The following is a 19,520-nucleotide window of genomic DNA, read 5'->3' on the forward strand; positions in this document are numbered from 1 at the left end:
GCGACCACGATGAGCACACCTGCACCTCAGAGCCCTCCACGTGCCGCCGTCGCTGCGGCCGCCGCCCCCGCCACGGCGGCCGGGCCGAAGCCCATGCCGGCGACCCGGCGCAGCACCGGCCGGCGTGCCCCGGCCGGCCCGCCGCTGACCCGACGGCAGAAGATCGGCAACTGGATCGTCGGGGCCATACTCTCGCTGGGCGGGATCACCATGATCGCCCCGCTGGTCTGGATGTTCTCCACCTCGCTGAAGACCCGTGAGGCGGTGTTCGCCCTGCCCCCGGAGTGGATCCCCTCCCCGGCCCAATGGGAGAACTACCTGCGCGTCTGGGACGCCGGCCCCCTGCTGTCCGGCATCATGAACAGCGCGGTCGTCGCCGTCAGCGTGACGGTCGTCGGGGGAGCGGCCTCCGCGGTGGCGGCCTACGCCTTCGCGAAGATGCGCCTGCCCTTCAAGGGGGTCATCTTCCTCAGCCTGCTGGCCGCCATCATGATCCCGTTCCCCACGCTGATGATCCCGCAGTTCCAGATGTTCGCCTTCGCCGGACTCGTGGACACGCTGTGGCCGCTGATCCTGCCGGCGATCTTCGGCAACATCATCATGGTGTTCTTCCTGCGCCAGTACCTGGACTCGGTGCCGGACGCCATCATCGAGGCGGCGAAGATCGACGGTGCCGGGCACTTCCAGATCTTCTGGCGGCTGATCTTCCCGATCATCCGCCCGGCGATCGCCGCCCAGTTCATCCTGTGGTTCATGGCCGTCTGGAACGACTATCTGGCCCCCATCATCTACCTGAACTCGCCGGAGGTGCAGACCCTGCAGCTGGTGATCGCGCGGTTCAACGCCACCTATGCGAGCCAGACGGACTACCCGCTGATCATGGCGGCCTCCTGCATCGCGCTGGTGCCGGTGCTGACGGTGTTCGTCATCTTCCAGCGGCAGATCATCGAGTCCATCGCCCTGACCGGGAGCAAGGGATGAGCCCGGGGCAGGAGCAGCTCGGCTGGGCGCCCCGGGTGATGGAGGTCCTGGGTGTGCTCACCCGACTGCTCGCCGTCCAGGCCCTCTGGGTGCTGGGGGCGGCCGCCGGGGCGCTGGTGCTGGGGGTGCTGCCGGCCTCCGTGGCGGCGGCGCGTGTGCTCCGGGACGCTCCGCGGGGGCTGTGGCGCGGCTTCTGGGGCACCTGGTGGGCCGAGCTGCGCAGAGCCCATCTGGTGGCCGGTCTGCCGCTGCTGCTGGCGCTCGCCGCCGTGCTGAACCTGCTGCTGGTGGTTCCGCTGGTCACCGGTCCGGCGGGGCCGGTGCTGTTGGTGGCCACCACGGTGTTCGGGGTGGCCGGGCTGCTCTCTACGGTGTGCGCCGTCGTCGTGGCGGCCCGGATCCCCGACGCCGGGGCGGTCGCTGCGCTGCGGCTGGCGGTGCTGATGCCCTGGATCAGTCCTGGGAAGGCGCTGCTGCTGGGGGTGATCTGCACTGCGGCGGTCCTGCTCGCCGTCACCGCACCGCCGGTGGCGCTGCTGCTCGGCCTCAGCGCGACGCTGATGGTCTCGACGGCGGTGCTGGAGCCGGTGCTGGAACCGGTGCTGGAATCTGTGCTGGATCCGGCGTCGGGTCTGCCTCCGGGGACGGAATCGGCGTCGGCGCAGGATGACGAGCAGATCCCCCTCCGCAGCAGCCCGCGCCGGGTCTCTCTGAGGGCTCCGGCCCCTGTGTGAGGGGCCTGTCCGAAGCGCCCGTTCCCGGCACCCGGCCGCACCGGCGCGGACTTTTCATCGCCGCAGGCCTTGACACGATTCAGCAAACGTCAGAAGGTGGCATCAGTCACCATTTCATCGATGTAATACATGACGGGGGATCCACCCGTCCATCTGAGACCCCTGAAGAGAGGACCCCATGGCACACGCCAGCATCCGCATCGACCCCGACGCCGTCGTCGCACCCCTGGACCGCCGCATCTTCGGCGGATTCGTGGAGCACCTGGGGCGCCACGTCTACGACGGCATCTACGAGCCCGGCCACGCTGCGGCGGACGAGCTCGGCTTCCGCAAGGACGTCACCGCCCTGGTCAAGGAGCTGGGGGTCAGCACCATCCGGTACCCCGGCGGCAACTTCGTCTCCGGCTACCGCTGGGAGGACGGCGTCGGGCCCCGTGAGCAGCGCCCGGTCCGCCGTGACCTGGCCTGGCACGCGCTGGAGACCAACCAGGTGGGCCTCAACGAGTTCGCCACGTGGCTGCAGCAGCTGGACAGCGAGCTCATGCTCGCGGTCAACCTCGGCACCCGCGGCATCCAGGAGGCCCTGGACCTGCTGGAATACACCAACCACCCCTCGGGCACCGCGCTGAGCGACCTGCGCGCCGAGCACGGCTACCCGGACCCGTGGAACGTGACCATGTGGTGCCTGGGCAATGAGATGGACGGCCCCTGGCAGACCGGGTTCATGACCGCTGACGACTACGGCAAGCTCGCCGCACGGACGGGGCAGGCCATGAAGGCCGCCCAGCGCGACCTGCAGCTGGTGGCCTGCGGCTCCTCCGGCTCCTCCATGCCGACCTTCGGCGAGTGGGAGCGCACCGTGCTGGAGCACGCCTACGACCATGTGGACTTCGTCTCCGCTCACGCCTACTACCAGGAGCGTGGCGGGGACCTGGACTCCTACCTGGCCTCGGCGGCCGACATGCGGTACTTCATCGACACTGTGGTGGCCACCGCCGACCATGTGAAGCACCGCCGCAAGTCGGACAAGACCATCATGATCTCCTTCGACGAGTGGAATATCTGGTACCTGGACGAGCACCAGGCCTCCGACGAGGTCAACGACGAGTGGCGGATCGCCCCGCGCCAGCTGGAGGATGTGTACTCGGTGGCCGACGCCGTCGTCTTCGGCTCCCTGCTGATGACCCTGCTGGAGCGCCATGACCGGGTCCGCTCCGCCTCGCTGGCGCAGCTGGTCAACGTGATCGCCCCCATCATGACCGAGCCGGGCGGCCCCGCCTGGAAGCAGACCACGTTCTTCCCCTTCTCCGTGACCTCCCGCCTGGCGCAGGGCCAGGTGCTGCGCCCCGAGGTCCACGCCCAGTCGGTGGAGTCCACGGTCTACGGGGCCAACTCGGCGGTGGACTGCGTGGCCACCGACGGCGAGGACGGCTCAGCGATCTTCCTGCTCAACCGCAGCCGGGAGGCCGTGGAGGTCACCGTGGACGTCTCCGCCCTGGAGCGCGGCACCATCGCGGAGGCCGTCACCCTCTGGGACGAGGACGTCTATGCCAAGAACACGATGGAGCAGCCGGACCGGGTGGGTCTGCGCGACGCCCAGGCCTCGCTGGCCGACGGTGCACTGACCATCCGCCTGGAGCCGATCTCCTGGACGGCAGTCGGCCTCGCATGACCCGAGCGTCCGGCATGAGGTCCCCGGCGAGCACGCTGCTCGCCGGGGACCTCGCCGTGCATGACCCCGCCCTGGCCACCAATGCCACCCTGGACCCCCAGGACCCCGACTATGCGTGGGTGGACCGAGGACCGGTGATCGCCTCCGGCCCGGAGGACGACTTCAACGCCATCGACCCCGGCGTGGTGCTGGACGACGCCGGGACCCCCTGGATGAGCTTCGGCTCCTTCTGGTCCGGGATCCGCATGGTCCGGCTGCACTGGCCCGACGGCCTGCGGGACCCTGACGACGACGGCGCCCCGCGGCATCTGGCGGACCGGCGCCGAAGCCCCAACGCGATCGAGGCGCCGTACATCGTCGCCCGAGACGGCGCCTTCTGGCTCTTCGCCTCGCAGGACTTCTGCTGCCGCGGGGTGGGCTCCACCTACAGCATCATCGTCGGCCGGGCGGAGCAGGTCACGGGACCTTATGTGGACCGCGACGGCGTGCCCATGATGGACGGCGGCGGCACGCCGCTGCGGGCCACCGACGGGGTGCGCATCGGCCCCGGCGGACAGGCGGTCTCCGGGGAGTGGTTGGCCCTGCACCACTACCGCGGCGACGACGACGGCCGGTTCCGCCTGGAGATCCTGCCGCTGGACTGGTCCACCGGATGGCCGGAGACCGCCTGGAAGGACGAGCAATGAGATCGCATCCGTGCGCAGGAGACAGATGAGCAGCGAGACGAGGACAGCACAGATGACCGACATGACCGCCGCCTGGGGACGCTCCGTGCACGGTGTGCACCTGGCCCCGGAGAGCTGGCTGGGCCGGTGGGAACACACCAACCGGACGGCGACCCTGCCGCACTGCATCGAGCAGCTGGAGGTCCACGGGGCCCTGAACAACCTGCGCCGGGTCACCGGTGAGCACCAGGGTCCCCGGGTCGGGTTCCTGTTCTCCGACTCTGACGTGTACAAGGTGCTGGAGGCGGTCGGCTGGGAGACGCAGCGGGCGGCCGAGCGAGGTCGGCCGCTGGACGTGGAGCTGCGGACCTTCACCGTCGAGGCGGTCGCCCTGCTGTCCCGGGCGCAGCGGGAGGACGGCTATCTGAACTCCTTCTGCCAGACCGACGGGCGCGTCCCGTGGGAGAACATGCGCTGGCACCACGAGCTCTACTGTCTCGGCCATCTGGCGCAGGCGGCGGTGGCCTGGGCACACGTGGAACCGGCGGGCCCAGAGATCGCCGCCGATGCGGAGCTGCTCGCCGCCCGCACCGAGCTGATCGCGCTGACCGAGCGGTTCGTGGAGCTGGTGGTGCGGCGCTGGCGCGCGGGAGAGCACATCGTCTGTGGACACGCCGAGGCGGAGTCAGCCCTGGTGGATCTGTACCGCGTCCTCGGGGCCCCCGAGTATTTGGAGCTCGCCGCGGCCATGGTGGAGGCTCGCGGCCATGACACGCTCGGCCCCGACGGGTTCGGTGCCGCCTACTTCCAGGACCATGTTCCGGTCCGTCAGGCGCCGGAGGCCGCGGGGCATGCCGTGCGTCAGCTCTACCTGCTGGCAGGTGCGGCCGACGTCGCCGTCGAGACCCAGGACGACCAGCTGCTGGCCGCGGTGGTGCGGCTCTGGGAGTCCGCCCACCGGACCAAGGCGCATGTGACCGGCGGAATGGGGTCCCGCCACCGGGACGAGTCCTTCGGCGATCCCTATGAGGTCCCGCCCGACCGTGGCTATGCGGAGACCTGCGCGGCGATCGCCGACTGGATGCTCAGCTGGCGCCTGCTGCTGGCCACCGGCGAGGCCCGGTACGGTCGGGCGATGGACCGCGCCCTGTACAACGCGATCCGCGCGGCCGTGGACGAGGACGGCACGCGGTTCTTCTACTCCTGTCCGCTGCAGATGCGCACCCATCGGACCGGGGTGCACGAGCAGGCCCCCAGCGGGCGTGCCGCCTGGTACGACTGCGCGTGCTGCCCGCCCAACCTCGCTCGGCTGCTGGCCTCACTGCGTCATGCCGCCGCGGCCCATACCGACGACGGCGCCCTCGCGCTGCTCATGGCGGTCTCCGGTGAGATCCCCGTGGCGGCCGAGGGCTCCTCCGGGGTGCTGACCGTGGAGTCCGGGCTGCCCTGGACCGGGACGCTGCGACTGCGCTTCACTGCGGAGACTCGTGCGGGCTCGGGCGCTGACGCGGACTCGGGCGCGGAGGGGAGTGCGGGCGCGGAGGGGAGTGCGGGTGACGGATGCCCGGTGCCGGTGCGGGTCCGGATCCCCGACGGGGCCCAGCTGGGTGATGGAGCGGGGCCGACTGGTCCTGCTGCGCTTCCCCACGGCGCGGCGGTGCGGGACGGCTGGCTGCACCTCCCGGTGGGTCTGACGGCGCTGGAGGTGGAGTTCGAGCTGCCGGTGGTGGTCCGGCGTGCGCACCACCGGGCCGACGCGCTGCGCGGACAGCGGGTGATCACGCGCGGACCGGTGGTCTACGCGCTGGAGTCCGTCGATCTGCCGGAGCGCATCCTCGCCCTGGGAGCTGAGCTGGAGGACGTCGAGCTGGAGGACGTCGAGCTGGAGGACGTCGAGCTGGAGGACGTCGAGCTGGAAGGTGTGGAGCGTGATGGCGCGAGCGGACCAGAGGTGCGCGGCGAGGTCTTGGGCGCGCCCGCCGTCGTCGTCCCGCTGCGGGTCCGCCGCGACGCGGGGGACGATGACGCGGGGGACGATGACGCACAGGACGCGCTCTATCCCCCTCACGGCGACGCCGGTCAGCCGGGGGAGCGGTTCACCGCTCCGTTGGTGCCCTTCGGCCTGTGGGGCAACCGCGGCGGCGGCGCCATGCGGGTCTGGATCCCCGCGTCAGAGTCCCGCTGAGCCGCGGAGCATCCGCTGTGAACTCCGGCACGGCGAGGAATCAGCCCGCCGCCGTCGTGGTTGTCTGCCGGTGGAACGACCCGCCCCGGTGAAAGGACCGTGCAGATGACCACCGCCGTCCAGGAGAAGCTCTTGTCGCCCCTCACGCTCGGCGCCCTGGAGCTGCGCCACCGCCTCGTGATGGCTCCGCTCACCCGCCTGCGGGCCGATGAGGACGGCGTCCCCACCGACCTGCAGGTGGAGCACTACGCACAGCGCGCCTCCCTGGGCATGATCATCACCGAGGGCACCTGGCCCGTGCGGGAGGGGCGCACCTGGGTGGGGCAGCCCGGCATCGAGACCCAGGCGCACATCGACGGCTGGCGGAAGGTCACCGACGCCGTCCATGAGGCGGGTGGGACCATCGTGCTGCAGATCATGCACGGCGGGCGCATCTCCCACCCGCTGCTCAGCGGCACCGGACGGGTCGTCGCTCCCAGTGCGATCGCCGCGCCCGGGGAGATCCGCACCCCGGAGGGCAAGGCGGAGCACCCGGTGCCGCATGCGCTGGAGAACCAGGAGATCCCCGGCATCGTGGAGGCCTTCGTCCAGGGCGCTCAGCACGCGAGGGCGGCCGGCTTCGACGGGGTCCAGATCCACGGGGCCAACGGCTACCTCCTCCACCAGTTCACCTCCCCGACCTCCAACCAGCGGGAGGACGACTACGGCGGCAGCCCGCAGAACCGGGCCCGGCTCTCCGTGGAGGTCACCCGCGCCGTGGCGGAGGCGATCGGCGCCGACCGCACCAGCATCCGTCTGTCCCCGCAGCATGACATCCAGGGGGCGCTGGAGACCGACGACGCCGACGCGCTGACCACCTACACCGCGCTCGCCGAGGGACTGGCGCCCCTGGGTCTGGCCTTCGTCGACGTCCTCAGCGCCGACCTCGCCGGCGCCCTCGTGCAGACCCTCCGACGCGTCGCAGGTGCCCCGCTGGTCGGCAACAGCGGATTCGGGGTGGTCACCACCCGTGAGGAGGCGCTGCGGCTGGCCGCGGAGGGGACCGTCGACGCCGTCGCCGTCGGTCGCGCGGCCATCGCGAATCCCGACCTGTTCCGCCGCTGGGAGGAGGACCTCGGGGAGAACGAGACCCGCCCCGAGAGCTTCTACGTCGGCGGTGCCCGCGGCTACACCGACTACCCCGCCTGGCAGGGCTGACCCGCCTCGCGTCGGGCCCGTGAGCCGGGGCCGATGCCGGAGACCGGGCCGGGTCGGCCGTATTCCGGCCAGCAACCACCAGCTCGTGCCTGGCGCCGAGGCGGCCAGCTGTTGACGGGGACACCCTGCTCAGCGGTGTGATGGAGTCATGCCGATCACCGAGTTCCTCCAGAAGCCGCTCCCGGCGCTGCGCCTGGCAGCCCGGACCGTCACCGTCCGCGACTGGTCGGAGGTGGGGGAGGCGGTCGGCGCCGCATTCGACCACATTGCGGGCATCATCGGCGACACACCAGGGACCCTGCATGCGCCCGTAGCCAGCTACTCCTGGACGGCGGACGGGCTGCGCATCGTGGTCGGCTACGTCTACGAGGGGGAGGCGTGCGGCGGTGTGGAGATCGCGGAGCTGCCCGAGGAGAGCCACGCGCTGTGCACCGCCCACTATGGCCCGGTCAGCGGCATCGCGGAGAGCTGGCAGGCCCTGCATGCCGAGCTGGAGGCCCGGGGGCTGCGCCCGGGCGGCCCCAGTCGTGAGCTCTACCTGCGCGCCGAGTCCGAGGACCAGCACGACTGGGTGACCGAGCTGCAGCAGCCCGTCATCCCGGCCGACTGAGCCCTGGATGTTGACTCTGACACTGTGTCAGACGATGTGATGGACCCATGCTGTCCATCGGAGCCTTCGCCCAGGTCGGTCAGGTCACCCACCGCATGCTGCGGCATTGGGACCAGGCCGGACTGCTGGTGCCCGCCCACGTGGAGCCGACCACCGGCTACCGGTCCTACGATCCGGAGCAGCTGGACCGGCTCCACCGCATCGTGGCGCTGCGCCAGCTCGGCTTCGGCATCGACGAGATCTCCGCTCTGCTGGAGGACGGCGTCGACGTCGCCCAGCTGGCGCGGATGCTCGGCCGTCGTCGTCACGAGCTGGAGCGGGAGCACCGGATCGCGTCGGAACGTCTCGCCGACGTCGAGCGACGGCTCCACCTGATCGAAGAGGAGCACGCCATGCCCACCGTCGAGATCGTCACCAAGTCCCTGCCCGCCCTGCGGCTGGCCGCCCGCACCGCCGTCGTGCGGGACCAACCGGAGGTGGCCGGCGTCGTGGGCCCTGCCTTCGACGCCGTGGCCGCGGTCATCGGTCATATCCCGGGCGCCCTGGAGACCCCTGTGGCCAGCTACAGCCTGGACGAGCGCGGGCTGCACGTCATCGTCGGCTACGCCTATGACGGCGAGCCGCGGGACGGTGTGGAGATCGTCTCGCTGCCGGCGGTGGAGAAGGCGTTCTGCAGCACGCATCTGGGGGAGATCTCCGGGATCGCGTCCAGCTGGCAGGCGCTGCACACCGAGGTCGTCGCCCGCGGCGCCGAGCCGGCGGGTCCCTGTCGGGAGCTCTACCTGCGGGCCGACGAGTCGGGGCGGAGCGACGAGTTCGTCGTCGAGCTGCAGCAGCCTGTCACGCCTGCTGGCTGATGCTCAGCAGTCCCGATGACACACTGTGGGGCGCGTCACAGGATTCTGCAAGACTGGCGGTATGACCTTGTTGTTCGCTCCGCCCGCCCCTGGCCGCACGCCGGATCCCAGCCTCGCGCATCGTCGCGCCCTCGTCACCGCCACGCTCACCGACGGCGACGGCGCCCCGCTGGCAGACCGGGACGTCACGGTCCGTCAGCGCAGCCAGGCCTTCGGCTTCGGCTGCATCGGCTTCGAGCTGGTGGACCACATCATCGGAGAGTCCCAGGACCCCGGATATGACGCGGCGCTGGCCGATCAGTGGCTGGCCGTGTTCAACCGGGCCACCCTCCCGTTCTACCTGGGCATGTTCGAACCGGAGCGGGGCCGCCCGCGCACCGACCGCCTGCTCGCCGCGGCCCGCTGGTTCGCCGAGCAGAGGGTGAAGGTCAAGGGCCACCCGCTGGTGTGGCACACCGTCTGCGCCCCCTGGCTGCTGGACCTGGAGGTCGAGGAGATCGAGCGGGCCCTGCGGGGACGGATCCGCCGTGAGGTGGAGGCCTTCTCTGGGCTCATCGACACCTGGGACGCCATCAACGAGGTGGTGATCATGCCGGTGTTCACCGCCGAGGACAACGGCGTCACCCGGCTGGCCCGCCAGCGGGGCCGCATCGAGATGATGCGGCTGGCCTTCGAGGAGGCGCGCGCCGCAGACCCCGGAGCTACCCTGCTGCTCAACGACTTCGACATGTCCACGGCCTATGAGTGCCTCATCGAAGGCGCGCTGGAGGCCGGGATCCGCATCGACGCGCTGGGCCTGCAGTCCCACATGCATCAGGGGGCCTGGGGCGAAGAGAAGACCCTGGAGGTGCTCGACCGGTTCTCCCGCTACGGGATCCCGCTGCACTTCACCGAGACCACGATCCTGTCCGGCGATCTCATGCCCGGACACATCCGGGACCTCAACGACTGGCAGGTGGATCACTGGCCCACCACGGAGGAGGGGGAGCACCGCCAGGCCGAGGACCTCGAACGGCACTACCGGACCCTGTACTCCCATCCCTCCGTGGAGTCCATCACCTACTGGGGCCTGCCCGACCGTGGCATGTGGCTCGGCGCCCCCGGCGGGCTGCTGCGCCCCGACGGCTCGCCCAAACCCGCCTATCACCGGCTCCGCCAGCTCGTCACCGAAGAATGGCGCACCCCGGAGACCACGGTCCGCACCGACGACGACGGTCGCCTGCGCCTCGACGCATTCCTGGGTGAGCATGAGCTCACCGTCGGGGGCGTGAGCGCGGTCCTCGACGTCGACGCGCCAGGAGAGGTGACCGCCGACGTCGTGGTGGGCTGAGGCCGCAGGGCGGTGGGCTCAGGGGCCGGCGGCAGGGCCTCGGCGTGCGTGCCGAGCTGCCTTGGCGCGGTTGCCGCAGCGTTCCATCGAGCACCACTGGCGCCGTCGCCCGCGTGAGCGGTCGAGATAGCGCAGGCCGCAGCGAGTGTGCGCGCAGATCTTGACCCAGGGGAGCTCGCCTGCGGCGATGACCTCGATGGCGGTCTGAGCCAGTGCGCCCAGCGCCGCCGCCGTCCCTGATCCCGCCGCGGTCCCTGATCCCGCCACCACCACGGTGGTCGGTTCATCGAGACGCAGTTCGCGCAGCGGAGCATGGTGCGCGTGCTCGTTGACCAGCAGCACGTGCTCACGAGTGGGTGTGCGGCCCGGGGCGAGCACAGCGTCGATTGCGTCCCGCAGCGTCAGGGCCGCCTGGTGCTCGGCCGGCGTCGGCGGCTGCGAGGTCGTGTTCGCCCACCCCTCGATCCCCGCCGTACTGAACCACCCGGCGAGGCTCTCCGCGTCAGGCAGGGTCTCGCGAGGGGTCGTGGCCCGATCGCGCAGGGTGTTGACGAAGTCCAGGGCGGATGAGCCGCCGTAGAACAGCCAGTCTCGAACCTCGGCGCCAGGTGTCATGGGGCCATCCTATTGACTAACCGTCTGAACGGGTTAGTGTGAGGTCATGACGCATCTCACGGACCTCCCGTCACTGCGCATGCACTGGCAGGAGCATGGTCAGCAGTCCGACGAGCCGGCAGCGCTCCTCCTCCACGGCTGGCCGCAGACCTCTGCCTGCTGGGACGAGTTGGCCCCACTGCTGGCCGACGGCAGGCGCCTCATCGCACCGGACCTACGTGGCTACGGCCTCACCGACAAGCCCACCGAGGGATACACCAAACGGCGTATGGCCGCCGACGTCGTCGAACTGCTCGACCACCTCGGCCTGGAGCGGGTGCATCTGGTGGGGCACGACCGTGGCGCGCGGGTGGGCCATCGGTTCGCGGTGGACCATCCCGAGAGGCTGCACACTCTGACCGTCCTGGACGTCGCGCCCACTCATGCCATGTTCAGCGGGACCACGCGCACAGCCGCCGGCTACTTCCACTGGCTGTTCCACATGCAGGACGACCTTCCCGAGCTGCTGACCTCCGGCCGGGAGGAGGAGTACCTGCGGTACTTCTTCCAGCGGTGGACGCTCCGGCGGGATCGGGTCGAGCCCCGGATCCCTGAGTACGTGCAGGCGTTCCGTCGGCCCGGTGCCATGCGTGCCGGGTTCGACGACTATCGGGCGACCTGGGAGGACATCGCTCTCGACGAGGAGGATCTTCGAGCGGGCCGCCGCGTCACCGTGCCGACCCTGGCGCTGTGGGGTGCCCAGGGGCTGGCCTCCCAGGTGGCTGTCGATGAGCTGTGGCGCCCCTACATCGGCACAGGCCCCCAGGGTGAAGGGCTGCTCGAGGCTCGGCGGATGGAGAACTGTGGGCACTTCATCCCGGAGGAGCAGCCGGAACAGCTGGCCGCCGAGCTCACGGGGTTCTGGGGCAGACACTCTCGGCGGGAGACGCCGGCGGGGCTCAGCTGAGGTCCTTGGCGAAGTACAGCTCGGCGGAGGCGCTGTCGTTGTAGGGGTCGACCCGCCGGTATCCGGCGTGCTCGTAGAAGGCGATCGCCTCGCTGAGCGCGCTGTGAGTGTCCAGCAGCACCCTGCGGTGCCCGGCGGTTCGGGCCAGCTCCTCGAGCCGCCGGACCAGCCGGGAGGCGAGGCCGGCGCCGCGCCGCTGTGGATCAACCCAGAGGCGCTTGATCTCCGCGGCGCCGTCGATGATCGCCCCGGCACGGCCGACGGCGGGACGGATGCCGCCGTAGGCCACCGGCCGGTCCTCGCACACCGCCACCAGATATCGCGAACCCGGCTCCGGGACGTCCAGAGGGCCGGGGGTGAAGCCGAACCGCTCGTGCAGCTCTGTCACATAGGCCTGCTGGGCCTGCCGAGCCAGCGGGTCGTCCACCGTGACCTCATGGAGCTCGACCGGGGAGAGGTGCTTCTTGAACCCCACGTGGGAGGGGGCGTATCCCAGGCGCTCATAGAAGCGGTGCGCGTCCTGCCGCACGACGTCGGAGGTCAGCTGGGCCAGTCCGCAGCCCCGGGCGAGGCCGCGATCCTCAGCGTGGCGCATCATCTTCTCCCCGATGCCCTGGCCGCGGAGGCGCCGATCCACTCGGACCGCCTCGACATGCAGCCGGGTCACACCCTGGCGGGCGATGCCCGGGATGAACGTCAGCTGCATGACGCCGATGACCTCGCCGTCGAGCTCCGCGACGATCAGCTCATCGTTCTCACTGGCGACGACGGCGTCGAAGCCCCGCTCATGCGCCGGAGAGTACGTGCCCGTGCGCTCGGCGGCGACGGCGTCGTCCCGGATCAGCTCGACGATGCGGGGCAGGTCCTCCCGCGTGGCGTCACGGAAGCGCGGTGCGAGGCTGGGTGCAGGAGTCATCACGTGACGACGATAGGCCGTCGACGTCGAGCCGGCAACGGCTGGGCCGGCGAGCTGCGGCTGAGGCCAGTGCTACCGTGAGCCATCACCTGCTCAGAGACCGGAGGAGGATGTCCATGGCACTGATCGCTGTCACAGGAGCGACCGGATACATCGGTGGTCGAGTTGTGCCCCAGCTGCTCGCGGCCGGTCATACGGTGCGGGTGCTCACCCGTCGAGCGGAATCCTTGAGGGACGTGCCCTGGCGTGACGAGGTGGAGGTCGTCCAGGGCGATCTCTCCGAGGCGGAGGCGGCCCGGAGGCTGTGTGCCGATGCTGAGGTGGTCTACTTCTTGGTCCACTCCATGACCGGCGGAAAGGACTTCGCCGCCACGGACAAGCGGTGCGCCGAATCCGTGGGGGAGGCCGCAGCGCTGGCGCGCGTCCGGCTGGTGGTCTACCTCTCGGGCCTGCACCCGGACGGTGAGCTCAGTCCCCACCTGCGGTCTCGGGTCGAGGTCGGCGAGATCCTGGAAGCCAGCGGAGTCCCGACCCTCACGCTGCAGGCGGGGCTCGTCATCGGTTCCGGCTCGGCCAGCTTCGAGATGATCCGGCACCTGACCGACGTGCTGCCCGTGATGCCTTCGCCTCGCTGGGTGATGAACCGGATCCAGCCCATCGCGGTCCGTGACGCGCTGCACTATCTGACCTGTGCCGCAGACGTCGAGCTGTCGGCCAGCCGACGGTGTGACATCGGTGGTCCCGATGTGCACACCTACGCCGAGCTGATGAAGACCTACGCTCGCGCCGCCGGGCTGCGTGAGCCCACCGTGCTGCCGCTGCCGGTGCTGACCCCCTGGTTGGCGGCGCAGTGGGTCAACCTCGTCACACCCATCCCACGGTCCCTGGCGATCCCATTGGTGCAGTCGCTCCAGCACGACTGCGTGGTCCAGGAGCGGGGGATCGACGAGCTCATCCCACCCCCGGAGGCCGGGCTCACCCGGTATCGGGTCGCCGTGGACCTCGCGCTGGAGAAGATGACCGCCGACCGGGTGGAGACCACGTGGGCGGCCGCACATCCGTTGGAGGCGCCGTCCGAGCCGCTGCCGTCGGACCCGGAGTGGTCAGGTCGCACCGTGCTGCGTGATGAACGGGCGGTCCGCACCACAGCCTCACCACAGAAGGTCTTCGCCGTGGTGCAGGGGATAGGCGGCGAGAAGGGGTACTTCTCGTTGTCGAAGGCGTGGCGCCTGCGCGGCATTGCCGACAAGCTCATCGGGGGCGTGGGGCTGGGCCGAGGGCGTCGCAGCAGGGAGACTCTGCAGCTCGGCGACGTGGTCGACTGGTGGCGGGTGGAGCGGCTGGATCCGGGGAGTCTGCTGCGCCTGCGTGCGGAGATGAAGGTCCCCGGCCAGGCGTGGCTGGAGTTCGCCGTCGACGCAGACGGCGACGGCGGATCCCGGTACACGCAGCGCGCGATCTTCTTCCCCTCCGGACTGGCCGGACGCCTCTACTGGCTGGCGCTGACACCCTTCCATGCGGTGATCTTCCGGACCATGGCGGCGCGGCTCACTGCTGAGGCGGAGGCTCGGTCGCGCACAGAGCGTCGAGAAACCTGATCACGACCTCTCGCTCGTCAGGGGAGAGCGCCGCCGCAGCGTGGAACCGCCCGGCATGGCTGCGTCCGACAGATTCGCGGGCGACGCGCTGCGTCTGCTCGGTGACCGCGATGGCGGTGCTGCGCCGATCCTCCGGGTGGGGCAGGCGGCGGATGTGATCGTGAGCGGCCAGGCGGTCCAGCATCTTCGTCACCGACGCCGTGGAGACGCCCAGGTGGCGGGCGAGGTCGCTCGGCGTGGCGAGCCGGTCGTGCCGTTGGGCGGCGATGAGGTAGCGCAGGGCCCGCATGTCGGTCTCCCCGAGCTTCATGTACTTCCGCGAGGCTTCGCTCATCCTGCGTTCCACCGTGCGCCAGCGGCGCATCGCGTCCAGCACCGCGACGATCTGATCCATCTCCTCCTCGTCGACGTGCGCGTGGGGCACGATCTCCCCCGCGGGGTCCATCACGCGGGGGTCGATCATGGAGGGGTCCTTGGGGTGGTCGGCGGGGTCGGCGGTGTGCATCATGGAGATACCTCGGTTATTATTAGCCAAGTTAGATACTAACCAGGCTAGATGATTGGGGTGGCGTATGGATGACCGTCTATCGGAGCACGTCGTGCTCGTCGCGCCTGACGGGCGGCCCCTGGGCACGGCTCTGAAGAGCGCAGTGCATACGGCGCACACGCCGCTGCACAGGGGCTTCTCCTGCCATCTCACGAATCCTCTCGGTCAGGTGCTGGTCACACGACGGTCGCTGACCAAACGTACCTGGCCCGGAGTGTGGACCAACTCCTTCTGCGGCCACCCCGCCCCGGGGGAGAGCCTGGAGGAGGCCGTGGTGCGCCACGCCCGTCACGAGCTGACCATCGAGGTGACGGACGTGACGCCGGTGCTGCCCGACTTCTCCTATCGTGCCGTGGACGCCTCCGGTGTGGTGGAGCACGAGATCTGCCCCGTCGTCACAGCCGCCCTGGACGGAGACCCGGTGCCGAATCCGGACGAGGTCCTCGACTGGAGATGGACCTCCACCGATCGGCTGCGCGCCGCCGTCGACGCCGCGCCGTGGGCCTTCAGCCCGTGGTTGGTCCTGCAGGTGCCTGCGATGGCGCTCTATGGGGGAGCTGGCGAGTCCCCGCACACCCCAGAGGGCTCTCCATGAGCGCAGACTCCGGGCTGAGCGGACTGACCCTGTACACGCAGGCGGCGCAGAGCGCGGCCTCGCGTGTCATCGACGAGTACTCCACGTCCTTCGGCACTGCGACACGACTGTTGCCGCCCGGCACCCGTGCCGCCATCCGCAGCATCTACTCGCTGGTCCGCGTGGCCGATGAGATCGTCGACGGCACCGCCGAAGAAGCCGGGCTCGACGCCGACAGCAGACGCGAGGTGCTCGACACCCTGGAAACCGAGACGATCTCCGCCATGGGCACCGGCTTCAGCAGCAACCTCATCGTGCACGCCTTCGCCTCCGCGGCCCGTGCAGCCGACGTCGAGAAGGCCCTGGTGCAGGCCTTCTTCCGGTCCATGCGCCGCGACCTGGAGCCGGTCCACTCGCTCAGCGAGGAGCAGTACCGGCGCTATGTCCACGGCTCGGCGGAAGCGGTCGGCCTCATGTGCCTGCGGGTCTTCCTGCAGGACACCGCCCCGACCACGGATCAGATGGCCCAGCTTGAGACAGGTGCGGCCCGGCTGGGTGCCGCCTTCCAGAAGATCAACTTCCTCCGAGATCTGCACGAGGACGCCGAACAGCTCGGCAGGGCCTACTTCCCCGGCGCCGTGCCGGGTGAGCTCAGCGAGGCCCGCAAGATCGAGATCCTGGCAGACATCGAGGCCGACCTCGGGGAGGCCCGTCGCGCGATCCCCCTGCTGCCCCCAGGGGCGCGTCGTGCCACCGATCTTGCCACGCGGCTCTTCGAAGAGGTCTCCGCCCGGCTGCGGCACACATCCGTGGCTGAGCTGAAGCGGCGCCGGGTCTCCGTGCCCCGACGGGTCAGGCTGCAGCTGCTCCTGCAGGTTCTGCTCCCGGTGGTGCGGGGAGGACGCAGGTGAGGCCGGCCCGCGGCCAGCGGGGTTCGCGGACGCGCACCGCCGTCGTCATCGGCGGAGGATTCGCGGGTCTGGGCACCGCCGCCCTGTTGGCTCGCGACGGCCTGGACGTGACGCTGGTCGAGGCGCATGCCGAGCTCGGAGGTCGAGCGGGGCAATGGCATCACGAGGGCTTCCGCTTCGAGACCGGCCCCTCGTGGTTTCTGATGCCCGAGATCTTCGACCGATTCTTCGCGCAGCTGGGGACCTCCACCGCGGAGCAGCTCGAACTGCTCCCGTTGGACCCCGCGTACAGGGTCTTCTTCGAGGACGACCCGAATCCCTTCGACCTGCCGGCCGATGACTCGCTGCAGGCGCTGCAGGCCTTGGAAACGACTCCTGGACGTCTGCCCGAGTACCTGAGCTCGGCCGCACGGACCAGTCGCCTGGCCACGGAGCGCCTGCTCTACTCCAGCTACGAGCGACCTTCCGACTTCGTGGACCCGGCGCTGCTCGGCCGGCTGCCGACTCTGCTGCGGATGCTCACCGAGCCGCTCGAGTCGTTCATCGCCCGTCATACCGATGACCCCCGGGTGCGACAGATCCTGGGCTACCCGGCTGTGTTCCTCGGAACCTCGCCGCGCTCCGCACCGAGCCTCTACCACCTGATGAGCCATCTCGACATCAACCAGCAGGTGCTGCACCCCCGTGGCGGGTTCAGCGCGGTGGTGCGAGCGGTGGCGAGTCTCGCCGAGGGCGAGGGGGCCCGGCTGCGGACCGGTTGCCGGGCGCGGCGCATCACGGCCTCCCGGGGGCGTGTCACGGGAGTCCACATCGGCCGATCCGACGGGCGGCATGAATTCCTCCCCGCGGACGTCGTGGTCTCCACGACCGACATGCATCACACCGAGACCGCCCTGCTGCCTCCGGAGCACCGCACCCGGTCGGCCAGGTCCTGGCGACACCGGGATCCGGGGCCGGGAGCGGTGCTGGCCCTGCTCGGTGTGCGGGGCGCCCTGCCCGAGCTGGCCCATCACTCGTTGTTCTTCACCCGGGACTGGCAGAAGGGGTTCGACGAGATCTCCGGTGCACGACCGGCGGGAGGGCCGCCGCGTTCGCTCTACGTGTGCCGCCCCAGCGCCACCGACGACGTCGCTCCGCCCGGCCACGAGAACCTCTTCGTGCTGGTGCCCACGCGGGCAGACCCGGCCCTGGGCGCCGGAGGCGTCGACGGTGCCGGAGACCTTCCCGTGGAGCAGATGGTCGATGAGTCCATCCGGCAGATCGCGGACTGGGCCGGAATCGACGACCTCGCCTCCCGCATCGTGGTGCGACGCTCCATCGGACCGGCGGACTTCGTGCGCGACTTCGGAGCCTGGCGCGGCGGAGCGCTGGGTCCCGCCCACACGCTGCGGCAGAGCGCCTTCCTCCGGGGCCCCGTCCGCTCTCGGAGGTTGAAGGGCCTCTTCTACGGAGGAGCGACGACCATGCCTGGCATCGGCGTGCCGATGTGCCTGATCAGCGCTGAGCTCGTGCGCAGCTCCCTGCGGGGTGGGCGCCCGGCTCGCCCGGAGGCGCTCACCGGGGGTGTCCATGCCTGAGACGCTGATGAGCATGGCCTACCTGATCGCTCTGCTGGTCTCCTGGGGCTGCATACTCCTGGTGGATGCCCGCTTCAGGCTCTTCCTCTTTCGGAGCCCCCTGCGGGCCGGAGCCGTGCTGGCTCTCGGAACGGTGTTCTTCCTGGCCTGGGACCTGGCCGGGATCGCCCTGGGCGTGTTCCTCCACGGGCCCGCCCCCTTCATGACCGGCGTCATGCTGGCTCCCGAGCTGCCACTGGAGGAGCTCATCTTTCTGCTGTTCCTGTGCCACCTGGCCATGGTGGTCACCCTGGGGTCTCAGCAGCTGCTGACCGGGAGGGGGCGCGCATGACCGAGTGGACGTATCTTCTGCTGTGCCTGGTGTTCCTGGGGGTCGCCGTCACGGTTGCGTCAGCGGCCGCCGGAGTGCGGTCCCGGCGGGGGCGCCCTGCGGCCGACGGCACGGGTCGGCTCATGCCGGCGGCCGCGCTCGGCGGACTCGTGCTGGTGCTGCTGACGGCGGTCTTCGACAACCTCATGATCGCTGTCGGGCTGTTCAGCTATGCGGAGGAGAGCATCTCTGGACTGCGCCTCGGGCTGGCGCCGATCGAAGACTTCGCCTATCCGGTGGCCGCCGTGATCCTGCTGCCTGCGCTCTGGACCCTGCTGGGGCCGCGCCGTACCCAGAGGGAGGCCGCATGACAGCCGACCTGCTGCGCGCCTCCCGCCCGCTGAGCTGGATCAACACGGCATACCCCTTCGCCGCGGCGTGGCTGCTCGCCGGCGGAGGCCTCGATCCCGCGCTGATCATCGGCACGGTGTTCTTCCTGGTCCCGTACAACCTCGCGCTCTACGGCATCAACGACGTCTACGACCACGCCTCAGATCTGGCCAATCCGCGCAAGGGCGGAGCGGAGGGGGCCCTGCTGGACGTCCGCCGCCATCGGCCCCTGCTGGTGATCAGTGCGGCACTGGTGCTGCCGTTCGTCGTCGTGCTGGTGATCCTGGGCGGCCCCAGCTCCTGGATGGTGCTGGGCGTGAGTCTGGTGGCGCTGGTGGCGTACTCGGCTCCGCCGCTGCGCACCAAAGAGGTCCCGGTGCTCGACTCGCTGACCTCCAGCCTGCACTTCGTCACGCCAGCCGCCTACGGGCTTGCGCTGGCCGGTGCGGACATCGACGCCGTGGTGGTGTGCGCTCTGGGGGCCTTCCTGCTCTGGGGGATGGCCAGCCACGCCTTCGGCGCGGTCCAGGACATCGGGCCGGACCGCGCCGCGGGGATCAGTTCGATCGGCACGGTCTTCGGCGCCCGTCGGACGGTCAGGTTCGCCCTGGCGCTCTGGGCCGCCGCCGGAGTGATCGTCATCGGGACGGGATGGCCCGGGGCGCTCGCCGGGCTGCTGGTGCTGCCCTACATCGCCCTGGCCCTGCCCTACCGGTCGATCGGCGACGCCGAGGCTGCCCAGGCGCATCGGGGGTGGCGGCGTTTCCTCCGGCTGAACTATGCCGCCGGCGCGGCGCTGACCATCCTGCTCATCCAGGCCGCATGACCGCCACATCGAACTCATCACCCTGACACGTCCTGACACGTCCCGAGACGTCTGAGACACCCGAGAGAAGGAGCACCAT

The 19,520-nt window shown here is 70.3% G+C and carries 20 protein-coding genes; 17 read left to right on the forward strand and 3 right to left on the reverse strand.

What is annotated here, in order from left to right; genetic code table 11:
* Nucleotides 1-9: 9 nt before the first annotated feature.
* The 9 genes from SD455_RS10715 (at nt 10) to SD455_RS10755 (ending at nt 10,231) form a co-directional block, all read left to right on the forward strand.
* The gene (locus SD455_RS10715) at nt 10-981 is read left to right on the forward strand and encodes a carbohydrate ABC transporter permease (RefSeq protein WP_445508087.1); all 972 of its coding nucleotides are present in this window, start codon (nt 10-12) and stop codon (nt 979-981) included.
* The gene (locus SD455_RS10720) at nt 978-1,715 is read left to right on the forward strand and encodes a DUF624 domain-containing protein (RefSeq protein WP_085437458.1); all 738 of its coding nucleotides are present in this window, start codon (nt 978-980) and stop codon (nt 1,713-1,715) included. Before SD455_RS10715 ends, SD455_RS10720 begins: the two co-directional genes overlap by 4 nt.
* Before the next feature lie 178 nt (nt 1,716-1,893).
* Entirely contained in the window at nt 1,894-3,387 is a 1,494-nt protein-coding gene (arfA, locus tag SD455_RS10725) for an arabinosylfuranosidase ArfA (RefSeq protein WP_445508088.1), read from the forward strand.
* Nucleotides 3,384-4,073 carry an arabinan endo-1,5-alpha-L-arabinosidase gene (locus SD455_RS10730; RefSeq protein WP_445508089.1) on the forward strand — a complete coding sequence of 230 codons (690 nt, stop codon included), beginning with the start codon at nt 3,384-3,386 and terminating at the stop codon, nt 4,071-4,073. Before arfA ends, SD455_RS10730 begins: the two co-directional genes overlap by 4 nt.
* 52 nt (nt 4,074-4,125) lie before the next feature.
* Nucleotides 4,126-6,237 carry a glycoside hydrolase family 127 protein gene (locus SD455_RS10735; RefSeq protein WP_445508090.1) on the forward strand — a complete coding sequence of 704 codons (2,112 nt, stop codon included), beginning with the start codon at nt 4,126-4,128 and terminating at the stop codon, nt 6,235-6,237.
* Nucleotides 6,238-6,342: 105 nt separating this feature from the next.
* Nucleotides 6,343-7,434 carry an alkene reductase gene (locus tag SD455_RS10740; protein ID WP_445508091.1) on the forward strand — a complete coding sequence of 364 codons (1,092 nt, stop codon included), beginning with the start codon at nt 6,343-6,345 and terminating at the stop codon, nt 7,432-7,434.
* A 148-nt stretch (nt 7,435-7,582) separates the two neighbouring features.
* Nucleotides 7,583-8,044, forward strand: a complete 462-nt coding sequence (locus SD455_RS10745; protein WP_070160995.1) for a GyrI-like domain-containing protein — start codon at nt 7,583-7,585, stop codon at nt 8,042-8,044.
* Between the two features lie 47 nt (nt 8,045-8,091).
* The gene (locus SD455_RS10750) at nt 8,092-8,901 is read left to right on the forward strand and encodes a MerR family transcriptional regulator (RefSeq protein WP_445508092.1); all 810 of its coding nucleotides are present in this window, start codon (nt 8,092-8,094) and stop codon (nt 8,899-8,901) included.
* A gap of 61 nt (nt 8,902-8,962) precedes the next feature.
* Nucleotides 8,963-10,231, forward strand: a complete 1,269-nt coding sequence (locus tag SD455_RS10755; protein WP_445508093.1) for an endo-1,4-beta-xylanase — start codon at nt 8,963-8,965, stop codon at nt 10,229-10,231.
* 18 nt (nt 10,232-10,249) lie between these two features.
* Here the strand turns inward: SD455_RS10755 and SD455_RS10760 are convergent, their stop codons facing one another.
* Entirely contained in the window at nt 10,250-10,846 is a 597-nt protein-coding gene (locus tag SD455_RS10760; protein ID WP_445508094.1) for a CGNR zinc finger domain-containing protein, read from the reverse strand.
* Nucleotides 10,847-10,892: 46 nt separating this feature from the next.
* Between SD455_RS10760 and SD455_RS10765 the strand changes: the two genes are divergently transcribed.
* Nucleotides 10,893-11,792: an alpha/beta fold hydrolase gene (locus SD455_RS10765; protein ID WP_070160999.1), complete on the forward strand. Its 900-nt coding sequence runs from the start codon at nt 10,893-10,895 to the stop codon at nt 11,790-11,792.
* On the opposite strand, the gene SD455_RS10770 is transcribed toward SD455_RS10765, so the two are convergent.
* Entirely contained in the window at nt 11,785-12,708 is a 924-nt protein-coding gene (locus tag SD455_RS10770) for a GNAT family N-acetyltransferase (protein WP_083277602.1), read from the reverse strand. The two genes, SD455_RS10765 and SD455_RS10770, sit on opposite strands and share 8 nt — an antisense overlap.
* 116 nt (nt 12,709-12,824) lie before the next feature.
* Here SD455_RS10770 and SD455_RS10775 point away from each other — a divergent pair, with 116 nt between their 5' ends.
* Nucleotides 12,825-14,306, forward strand: a complete 1,482-nt coding sequence (locus SD455_RS10775; protein WP_083277603.1) for an SDR family oxidoreductase — start codon at nt 12,825-12,827, stop codon at nt 14,304-14,306.
* Here the strand turns inward: SD455_RS10775 and SD455_RS10780 are convergent.
* Nucleotides 14,257-14,814 (reverse strand): MarR family winged helix-turn-helix transcriptional regulator, encoded by a 558-nt coding sequence (locus SD455_RS10780; protein ID WP_070161003.1) that lies wholly within the window; start codon nt 14,812-14,814, stop codon nt 14,257-14,259. The genes SD455_RS10775 and SD455_RS10780 overlap by 50 nt on opposite strands.
* Nucleotides 14,815-14,878: 64 nt before the next feature.
* Between SD455_RS10780 and idi the strand changes: the two genes are divergently transcribed.
* The 6 genes from idi to SD455_RS10810 are packed head-to-tail and all read left to right on the forward strand — an operon-like array spanning nt 14,879 to nt 19,441.
* Entirely contained in the window at nt 14,879-15,448 is a 570-nt protein-coding gene (idi, locus tag SD455_RS10785; RefSeq protein WP_070161005.1) for an isopentenyl-diphosphate Delta-isomerase, read from the forward strand.
* Nucleotides 15,445-16,338, forward strand: a complete 894-nt coding sequence (locus SD455_RS10790; RefSeq protein WP_445508095.1) for a phytoene/squalene synthase family protein — start codon at nt 15,445-15,447, stop codon at nt 16,336-16,338. The genes idi and SD455_RS10790 overlap by 4 nt, the downstream gene beginning before the upstream one ends.
* Nucleotides 16,335-17,915, forward strand: a complete 1,581-nt coding sequence (gene crtI / locus SD455_RS10795; protein ID WP_445508096.1) for a phytoene desaturase family protein — start codon at nt 16,335-16,337, stop codon at nt 17,913-17,915. The genes SD455_RS10790 and crtI overlap by 4 nt, the downstream gene beginning before the upstream one ends.
* A complete protein-coding gene (locus tag SD455_RS10800; protein ID WP_237090032.1) occupies nt 17,908-18,246 on the forward strand; it encodes a lycopene cyclase domain-containing protein in 339 nt (112 codons plus the stop codon). Before crtI ends, SD455_RS10800 begins: the two co-directional genes overlap by 8 nt.
* A complete protein-coding gene (locus SD455_RS10805) occupies nt 18,243-18,596 on the forward strand; it encodes a lycopene cyclase domain-containing protein (RefSeq protein ID WP_445508097.1) in 354 nt (117 codons plus the stop codon). Before SD455_RS10800 ends, SD455_RS10805 begins: the two co-directional genes overlap by 4 nt.
* Nucleotides 18,593-19,441 (forward strand): prenyltransferase, encoded by an 849-nt coding sequence (locus SD455_RS10810; RefSeq protein ID WP_445508098.1) that lies wholly within the window; start codon nt 18,593-18,595, stop codon nt 19,439-19,441. The genes SD455_RS10805 and SD455_RS10810 overlap by 4 nt, the downstream gene beginning before the upstream one ends.
* Nucleotides 19,442-19,520 lie beyond the last annotated feature (79 nt).

It is taken from the genome of Nesterenkonia sp. K-15-9-6, assembly GCF_052656005.1.

Excerpts from the sequence above, each read along its gene's own strand:
- SD455_RS10715 (WP_445508087.1), top strand. The coding sequence starts at position 10 with ATGAGCACACCTGCACCTCAGAGCCCTCCACGTGCCGCCGTCGCTGCG.
- SD455_RS10720 (WP_085437458.1), top strand. The coding sequence starts at position 978 with ATGAGCCCGGGGCAGGAGCAGCTCGGCTGGGCGCCCCGGGTGATGGAG.
- arfA (WP_445508088.1), top strand. The coding sequence starts at position 1,894 with ATGGCACACGCCAGCATCCGCATCGACCCCGACGCCGTCGTCGCACCC.
- SD455_RS10730 (WP_445508089.1), top strand. The coding sequence starts at position 3,384 with ATGACCCGAGCGTCCGGCATGAGGTCCCCGGCGAGCACGCTGCTCGCC.
- SD455_RS10735 (WP_445508090.1), top strand. The coding sequence starts at position 4,126 with ATGACCGACATGACCGCCGCCTGGGGACGCTCCGTGCACGGTGTGCAC.
- SD455_RS10740 (WP_445508091.1), top strand. The coding sequence starts at position 6,343 with ATGACCACCGCCGTCCAGGAGAAGCTCTTGTCGCCCCTCACGCTCGGC.
- SD455_RS10745 (WP_070160995.1), top strand. The coding sequence starts at position 7,583 with ATGCCGATCACCGAGTTCCTCCAGAAGCCGCTCCCGGCGCTGCGCCTG.
- SD455_RS10750 (WP_445508092.1), top strand. The coding sequence starts at position 8,092 with ATGCTGTCCATCGGAGCCTTCGCCCAGGTCGGTCAGGTCACCCACCGC.
- SD455_RS10755 (WP_445508093.1), top strand. The coding sequence starts at position 8,963 with ATGACCTTGTTGTTCGCTCCGCCCGCCCCTGGCCGCACGCCGGATCCC.
- SD455_RS10760 (WP_445508094.1), bottom strand. The coding sequence starts at position 10,846 with ATGACACCTGGCGCCGAGGTTCGAGACTGGCTGTTCTACGGCGGCTCA.
- SD455_RS10765 (WP_070160999.1), top strand. The coding sequence starts at position 10,893 with ATGACGCATCTCACGGACCTCCCGTCACTGCGCATGCACTGGCAGGAG.
- SD455_RS10770 (WP_083277602.1), bottom strand. The coding sequence starts at position 12,708 with ATGACTCCTGCACCCAGCCTCGCACCGCGCTTCCGTGACGCCACGCGG.
- SD455_RS10775 (WP_083277603.1), top strand. The coding sequence starts at position 12,825 with ATGGCACTGATCGCTGTCACAGGAGCGACCGGATACATCGGTGGTCGA.
- SD455_RS10780 (WP_070161003.1), bottom strand. The coding sequence starts at position 14,814 with ATGATGCACACCGCCGACCCCGCCGACCACCCCAAGGACCCCTCCATG.
- idi (WP_070161005.1), top strand. The coding sequence starts at position 14,879 with ATGGATGACCGTCTATCGGAGCACGTCGTGCTCGTCGCGCCTGACGGG.
- SD455_RS10790 (WP_445508095.1), top strand. The coding sequence starts at position 15,445 with ATGAGCGCAGACTCCGGGCTGAGCGGACTGACCCTGTACACGCAGGCG.
- SD455_RS10800 (WP_237090032.1), top strand. The coding sequence starts at position 17,908 with ATGCCTGAGACGCTGATGAGCATGGCCTACCTGATCGCTCTGCTGGTC.
- SD455_RS10805 (WP_445508097.1), top strand. The coding sequence starts at position 18,243 with ATGACCGAGTGGACGTATCTTCTGCTGTGCCTGGTGTTCCTGGGGGTC.
- SD455_RS10810 (WP_445508098.1), top strand. The coding sequence starts at position 18,593 with ATGACAGCCGACCTGCTGCGCGCCTCCCGCCCGCTGAGCTGGATCAAC.